At 42.7% G+C, this 8,976-nt stretch carries 1 protein-coding gene; it reads left to right on the top strand.

Annotated features, from left to right (window positions below; all coding sequences use genetic code 11):
• Positions 1-4: 4 nt before the first annotated feature.
• Complete coding sequence (locus L2735_RS16865; protein WP_346348151.1) at positions 5-8,944, top strand: T1SS-143 repeat domain-containing protein; 8,940 nt, start codon at positions 5-7, stop codon at positions 8,942-8,944.
• Positions 8,945-8,976 lie beyond the last annotated feature (32 nt).

Raw genomic sequence — 8,976 nt, 5'->3', positions numbered from 1 at the left:
TACGATTGTTGATAACGATAACGTTATCAATACTGTTGAAATGACCCTGGTGGTTATTCAAGGTAGCGTCACAAACGTTGAAGATGGTCAAACGGTTACTGTGTTTCTCACTGATAACCAAGGCCATTCGCTGACCTTAACTGCTATCGTCATCGGCGGTGTTTGGTCACTCCCAGCACAAGACCTATCAGCCTTTGATGATGGCTCTTTAGAAGTCACCGCAGAGGTCAGTGATGTAGCGGGTAATCTTGCCACAGCGACTAGCCAAATGCCTGTCGATACTACAGCAATAATCACTATTGAAATTATTGACGCTGACAATGTGATTAATCAAACCGAACTCACAGCTGTAGCAGCAAGTGGCACTGTAACCAATGTTGAAGTCGGCCAAACAGTTACAGTCACTTTTAAAGACAGTAATAACGTTGAAACCACGCTAAGCACCTTAGTGTTAGCCGGTGGTATTTGGTCGATTACCGCACAAGATTTAGCCGCGCTTAGCTTCAGTGACGGTTTGCTCACTGCCACTGCTACGACGGTCGATGTCGCAGGTAATTCAGCCTCAGCCTCAGATCAAGTGAATATCGATACTCAAGTGACTATCGATATAGATACTGGCGTAGAAGGCTTTGATGTCGGTAAATTTACTTACGGTATTGAAAAGTCACTTGCTGGGACGACTACCGGTGTAGAAGCAGGGCAAACAGTCACTCTCACATTGACTGATGGCGTACTAGTCAAAACATTCACTACTACAGTTCAAGCCGATGGTAGCTGGTTATTTGACGAAACTTTGGATGTTTCAGGCTTAGATCAACGCGTAAGCTGGCAAATGGATGTGAGTGTGACTGACGTAGCAGGTAATACTGCCGTGGATAGAATGCCTCAGTTAGATATTCCAACAGATGGTTATTTGTATGAAGTCGCTCTCAATGTCTATCACCAAACTACAGCTAATTTTAGTTTTGATATTCCTGATGCAACCCTAACGCTTTCAACTGATCAATCATTCCTACTTCGAAGTCAATCAAGCGGACAAGAATTAAGTATTGTTGTTGCCGCTGACGGCCTATCATTTGAAGTATTTAGAGATGGTGATAACGAGTTAGTACTTCAAGCAGCACTCACGGGCACTGAGCTTGAGGTTAATTTATTCCAAACGCTAGATAATAATTCAGCTCAAAATTTATCAACATTAATCAAATTAGAGGGTCTGCAGACCGATACTGATGGCACTACAGAAGAGATAATCACTTACGCAATAATACATGTTAAAGACACCCCGGAACTTGCCATTGATGACCACTTCAACACCATTGAAGACACGACCTTAACAGGCTCGATAACGGGTAACGACTACACCATTGAAGGCCCGCTCAAGGTTGAAAACATCCACTTTAATGGTGTTGATTACCCTGTATCTGAGGGTGCTCCAGCTGTCATTGATACAGGTAAAGGCCAATTGACTATGTTATTTAATGGCTTTTGGCAGTTTATTGCTGCTGATAATTTAGATAATACGGTTGAGCAATCAATCAGTTTTGATTACACAGTGACAGACTTCGATGGCAGTATCGCATATGCCACCAGCACCATCACAATTGTTGATGGCGCAATTGGCATAATGGCAGATGCTAATGCAGCGACAGCTGAAGGTATCATTGCCACCCCCAATGTCGACACTAAGCAATTCACTATTGCAGCGGGTTCAGATGCCTTAGCACCGAACAGTGTTTTTTTTAGTAGTCTTTCAACCGTTTTATTGGATTCATTAGCTTTAACCTCTAACGGCAACTCGCTAACTTACACCCTATCTGCCGACGCAAAATCCATCACAGCTACCGCGAATGGCGAGACAGTATTTACGCTTTCATTAAATGCTGTGAGTACTGGTGATGATTTAGATGTGACCGCAACTCTCGACTTAGCTCGCCCTATTGATCACAACGATTCTGACACAATTGATTTAGTCACTTTGATTAATGCAACCGATACCGACGGCAGTAATATTGATCTCGGTAAACTCACCTGGAACATTAATGATGGTAGCAATGCGGCTATAGAAAATGTTGAAACACTTACGTTTGATGAGTCAGCTTTAGGTGGTTCTCCAATAGTACAGACAGGAACGCTAGATATTAAAGTCGGAGCGGATGCCATTAGTCATTTAGGGTTTGATATGGATCAGATGCCATCATTAACGGCAGGTGGTAACCCTATTATTTTTGCCTTAAGTGGCGATGGCTTAACACTAACCGCCCATACTGGCGATGTTGCTAACCCAGTATTTACCATTGAAATAGATTCAGGTTGGAATGCTGAAACCAATACCTTAAACCACGAATACACCACCAGCTTATATCGTCCATTTGACCAAATAGGAACAGAGGAATCTCAATTCGGTTTGATAGTGACTGACTTTGATGGCGATACCAACGAAAGCCAATTAACCATGATTGTTAGTGATGATACCCCTGGCGTGATCACTGACATCAACATAGAAATTAGCGAACTGCCAAGCGTTACAACAGGTATTAATAATCGTGCTGAAGGTTTGATAAATATCACCACAAATGGCGATCCTATCGTAGATATTAAGTTCAACCTGTTAGATGGTAGCTTAGTAACTGATGAAGATGGCAATACTCTTACACAAAATGGCCAAGATATCCGCTGGGTTATTACAAATGATAGCGCTACGGCTGAAGGCCAATTAGATGATGGTACAGTCATATTCAGAATGTCTTTACCTGAAAATATTCAGATCAACCCAGAAAGCAGTGCACAAGTTGCTTTTGATATGCGACTTCTTAGCCCAATTGATAATAATACCGGTGATGGCACCTCAACAACAATCGATGTCGGAATTATTGCGATCGATAGTGATGACACTGAAATCAATGCCAATATCAATATTGATATATACGATGGCGAATTCCCAAGCCTCCCGAATGCGTTGAATATTAACGTTAATGAAGGCGAATTAGTCGATAGCAATAGTGTGTTAAATAGTGCCGAGTTAGAAATCGATAACGGCAGTGACGATGTGGTCAATATCGCTCTTGTCAGTGGTTTCGCTTTTGATGGTTACACCAGTAACGGAGAGTCTATTGCACTGAGTAGTAATGCCGATGGTAATGGTTGGTATAACGCTATTCGATCAGGGGATAGCAATACTGTATTTAGGATCCGATTTAATGCCGATGGCAAAGTCGAATTCGAGCAATTCGAAGCTGTCGATCACCCATCAGCCGATGGTGAAAATAACCTGACGATGAGTTTTGAGGTCATCGCCACCGATGCTGATGGCGATCAGACAAATACTCAAACCATTAATATCAATATCCAAGATGATGTGCCTATTCAAAAAGACTCATCACTGACCTTTACCGAAGAAGATAACACTGACTACAGTGTCCAACTGTTTAACCAAAAACAACAGGGTGCGGATGGCGCAACCGTCAGTAAGTTTATCTATGACGGTCAAGAATACTCAGCGGGTGACTCAGTTGAGCTTTATACTGACACTGGCGTCAAATACGGCACCTTGACTATCTCTGCCAGTGGTAATGCCGTGGTGAGCAGTAAAATCTTTGATTATAACCAACCTTTATATAGCGAAGTCGTTCAGGTATATGTCACTGATAAAGACGGCGATACTGTAATCGATAACCTCACTATTACAGCCAAAGATAAATCAGGTTCAATAAGGCTATTAAATGCAAACTTTACTGAAGATACTGCAGGCAGTGTGATTGTTTCAGCCTTCCCTGGAGATCTCGATGAAGGCGAAGTGATTCAAAGTATCATATTTGATATCGATACTTTAGGCGGAGGCACACTGACATTAGATGGTATTCCGGTACCAACAGATGCCGATGGTAATTACATTTTGGAAGGCGCCAATTTATACATTAATAATTTTGGGGTGGCGATCCCAAGCGGCGACTTACAATATCACCCAGCCGAAGATTCATCCGATGCGACTCAATCTCTTGAGTTTGCTATCACTGTTAACATTAGTAATAAACCTTCTATTACCACCCTATTCCCGGTGACTGTTGAGTCGGTGGCCGACACGCCAGAATGGGATGTTAGTAGCCAATTTAGCTATGACATTAATGAAGATGCTGGTGAAGTTGATGTTGATTTATTGGCAGCATCTAAAGATTTAGTCGCAGCAGATGCACAAGGATCTGAAGTCATCACTTATGTGGTCTCCAATATATCACTTGGGCTCAGTTTAACCGTACTTAATAGCAGCGGTGCTCGAGTAACTGTCGCTAATGGGCAGATCTTAACCGCGGACGAACTCACCGAATTAAAAGCCACTGTTGGAGATAATCTAGCGGGTCAATTTAGTTTTGATATTCAAGCAACCACCACTGAACCAGATAATGGCGATACCGCGGTTAGCACGATTGAAACAATTACCTTAAATGTAAGTCCAGTCGCAGACCTACCTACTCTCACTACAAGAGATATTGTAAGTAATGAAGACAGTGCCATTATTATCAGTGACATAATTAGTGGTGAGCTTAGTGATAACTCAGGTTCAGAGTCATTATTTTTTGAAATAATTTTACCATCAGGATGGATAGTTGATGCACCATCCGCCCATTATGCGGCTGGCGGTTACTGGTTTGTTTCTGCTGAAGACTTAGCTGGCTCTCCTCCAGCCACCATTATCCCATTGGCAGATGCGAGTTCGGCAAATTTCGGTGATATTACGATACAAGTACGAAGCTTTGCTCAGGAATCCACTCAAGATGGTATTGATCCCATCGATACCATCGTTCAACCAGATCCTCACTATAGTGAAAGCCAAACGTTAACAATTAGCTTAAGGGGTGTTGCCAACGACGCCCCCACAATTACCTCTGACCCAGCAGTATGGGAATTAAATCCTGATGGCAATATTAATAGTGTCGTGCCATTCAATGAAGATACCGATATCCCGCTCAGCTTTACCCTAGTGACGTCTGATGACGATGGCTCTGAAACGCTCAGTATTCGCTTAGTGGGCTTACCAGAAGGTGCCAGTTTCATTGATGCAAATGACCAAACGGTTAACTTACCTGTAGTTGGGTTTGAAGCTGGCGAGCCTGTATTCAGTGTCACTGCAGACTTATTGTCAACATTATCAATTCGTCCCCCAGAAGACTTTAGTGGCCAAATCAATCTATCTTTATTTATTGAAAGTACCGAACTAGACGGAGATACAGCGGAATATGAGCTGAATCTCAATATTGATATAGCACCTGTGGTTGATGAAACCGCAACTTCACTTCGCACCACCAGCTATGGTCGAGAAGATCAACCTGTTGTACTGAGTCTACTGCCTGCTTTAATGGCTGATATTGACGGTAGTGAAACTATTTCAGAAATGACTATTTACCCTTCTAGTGAAGGGATGATATTGCTATTCGATGGTTCAGAAATTCCAGTCAGCGAATTTGGCTTATTACTCACTGAATTAACCGATGAGAATAGCCCAACGCTCATTGAGCTTCTTTCTTCTGGTCGACTTGCCGTGTTACCGCCGCAAGATGCCGATGGTGACTTTAGTCTTGATGTCACTTATCAAATTAAAGATACCTCAGAGACTGGGGAAGTCGTTTACCAAGATATTGATACTCAACTCACCGTTGTCGTCGATGCTGTGGTCGAAATTATCACTCGATTGCAAACCAATGACCAAGTCATCCAAAGCACAGACGGCACTCCGCTTGTTCTCAGTGACGAAGTGGTATTCTTTGATGCTGATATCGATGGTTCAGAAGTACTCGATTACATAGTCGTTATCATGCCTGATTCAGATGGCTGGTTTGTCACTCACCCAAATGGTGCAATTCATGATGGTGACGGACGCTGGCTCATTCCAACTGATGGCATGACCAGTGATACCGTTCAAGAGCAATCTTTGAGTATTCTTGAAGGCATGACTATATCCAGTGATCACATTACTGGACTTGAAACCATTACAGTCGAAGCGCGGGTATTGGATAGAGACGATCCAGAGATAATCTCAACCAATATTTTTGTGATTTTTGACCAACCAACATCCACATCTACCGCTTCAACGGTGACCACGCTTCAAGCTTCTACTATCGATGCTATTGAAGATACAGTGATAAATTTTGCAGGTCATTTAAACTTGTCTATTACCAATGATGGTAATGATGTCATCAGCTTTAGAGTGCTTGCTAGCGACCTACCTGAAGGTGGTTACTTTACCGGTACAGATGTTATCGCGCTTTATGATAATAGTGGCGTCAATATCATCGAATATGTATTTACCAGCGCTTCTTTATCCAATTTAAAACTGCACAATATTAGTGATGATTATGCTGGTGACCTGACCATCCCCATCAGAATCATTGCTACTGATTCACTTAGCGGTGATACCGTTATTGATGAAAGCCAAAGCTTTGATATTAATGTCACTCCAGTTGCTGATGGGCTTAGCCTTACTGCGACCGTCGACACAATGAATGAAGATCAGCCTGTATCGTTAGGTTTAACGCTGTCATACATTGACACTGATAGCACTGCAGATACTGGCGGGGTAGAGACCGTCATCTTGGACGATCCTGCTAATGTATTTACGATTCAGCTATTGGATGGCGGTAGTTTGGTTGATCCAAGTGGGTTGTTCCAGCTCAAAGCCGGCACTACTGACACTTGGGAGTTCACCGGTAATACCCAAGCGGGATTGAACAGTGCGCTGACCTTTATTAAATTCTCCCCTCCAGAACATTTAAGCGGCGACTTTAGACTAAAGGTTTCTGGTAGTGTCATCGATACTGCCGATATTGATGGTGGCGATATCACCGACTCTCTTGCATTCAGCGACACGATTACTATCAATGTATTACCAGTCACTGATGCCGCCGATATCCCGGTAGATACTGTTGTTATTTTAGGCACTGAAGATACAGATATCGCCTTAACAGGTCTTGACAGTAATGTTTTGGGATTAATCGATTTAGATGGCTCCGAAGTCATGTACATCACCTTAAATGGCGTCCCTGACGGGGCGACTGTTTATTATCAAGATGCTGGCGGCACGTTACACATTTTACCAAATGATGGTCCAGATGGAGGTCAACTCGATGGCTCACCCACTAATTATTGGACTGTTACCCCCGATCAACTCGATAGCCTAGTGATAAAGCCTCCACAGAATTTTAACGGTGATATGCCACTGACACTTTCTATCATCACCCAAGAATTAGGCACTGACGACTATGTCACAACCCATATGGATTTGATGGTAGGAGTAAGCCCAGTTGCAGATGGTGTGCAAATTGTTTCACCACCACAAGCGCAATATGATGCTGTTGAAGGCGATATCATCGATATCGATTTAGATGCTGAATTAATCGACCTTAATAGTCATGAAGTCTTGTTTGTCGAAGTGATTATTACCTCTGCAGATGCTGCAGCACTAGTTGAATTGTCAGGGATCCAAATTGGCAGTCAATTTGTTGCCTTAACCAGTGATGGAAATGGTGGCTTTACCGCCAGTTTATCTGTCGCGGCTAGTGAAATTAACACCGTAAGTATTTTGCCTGGCGAATTAGCCTTTGGCACATTAAATGTCGAAATGAATGTTTCTAGCATTGATTCTGCCGAGGTATTAAGCACTCAAGAAACCGATCAAAGCAGTGCTCAAACGGTTAATTTTGATATTGAATTAACCCCTGAAGTTGATGCACCTATTTGGACTCAGTTAGCAGACATCGATGCAACCACAACCAATAATATCGCCCTCAACCTTGGGCTTGAGTTACAAAACCCAGCACCAGGTGAAACCGCAACCTTAACCATTTTAGGCGTGCCAGACGGTGCAACTTTATCGGCGGGAACATTACAAGGAAATAAATGGGTGGTACCCATTGCTGATGTTGCCAGCTTAACCATCAGCGGCGTTACCGCAGGAACCAGTTTTGAATTAACTCTAGACCCAACAGCCACCCTGAATGGTGAATCTGCTGACGGAGTGTTAGAAACGATAACCGTAACAGTGGATCCTGCCGCAATAATGAGTAGTGCAGCAGTTATGGCTAACTTTGGTGCCTTAAATGCTAATGCTCCTATGATTGCTAATGAGCTAATACTGGCTAATGAACCTGTGCAAGATAATGCCAAGGTTTACGATGTTCAGTTTGAAGATTTACAGCAAGAAGTAATGCAAGAAATGTATCAACGAATGCAGCTTGAGCATATGCAACAGTACGACACTCATTATCGTTATTTACTGCCTATAGACCCTATTGACTCGATATTACCAATAGAAATAGGACTAACTGATGCCGAAGTAAGCCCAAGCGCCTCAATTGAAGACATTGCACCTTCTACTGTGCAGCAAACGAGTATTAAATTCGAAGCGATACCTGCAGATACTGAGCACATGCAGCCACGTCATATAGCTGATAGCGCTAAACCTGAGTATGGCTATCAAGATCCAATAGCAATTGACGATGCTATTCAGCCACAACTTGTGCCGACAGAACCGCTTCCTGTAGAAGTGTCTTTTACTGAAGTAGCTTCGCTATTGCCTGAGCAGGTTTCTGTATTAACACCTGAACCGGAGTTAATGAGTGTTATCAGCGCAACTCAAGATCCTGAGCTATTACTTGTGAGCATAGATCCCCATGTAGGAGACAAATTCGTTGAGCAACCTGGATTTGGTTACATACAACCTGTTCCTGAAACGGTTACGCAAACGGCTTCTCAAACTCTTGCAGCACAAATAGTAAAAGATGGTTCAGAAGCAGAAGGACATACTTTAGCTTCGCTCACCGATGCCATCAAAGAATCGATATCAAACCAAGATTCATTAATCACTAACGTTGAAAGTGAAAGCTTTTTGAATCAATCAGAACTCGATGAAATAAACCAATTAGCACAGCAACAAGCGCTATTGAATCAGAGCTAAACATGAAATAACCATAAATTTAAAAATGCAGT

It is taken from the genome of Shewanella olleyana (assembly GCF_023283825.1).
In the GTDB taxonomy this organism is placed as follows: Bacteria; Pseudomonadota; Gammaproteobacteria; order Enterobacterales; family Shewanellaceae; genus Shewanella; species Shewanella olleyana.
This window is presented reverse-complemented; position numbering and strand designations above follow the sequence as displayed.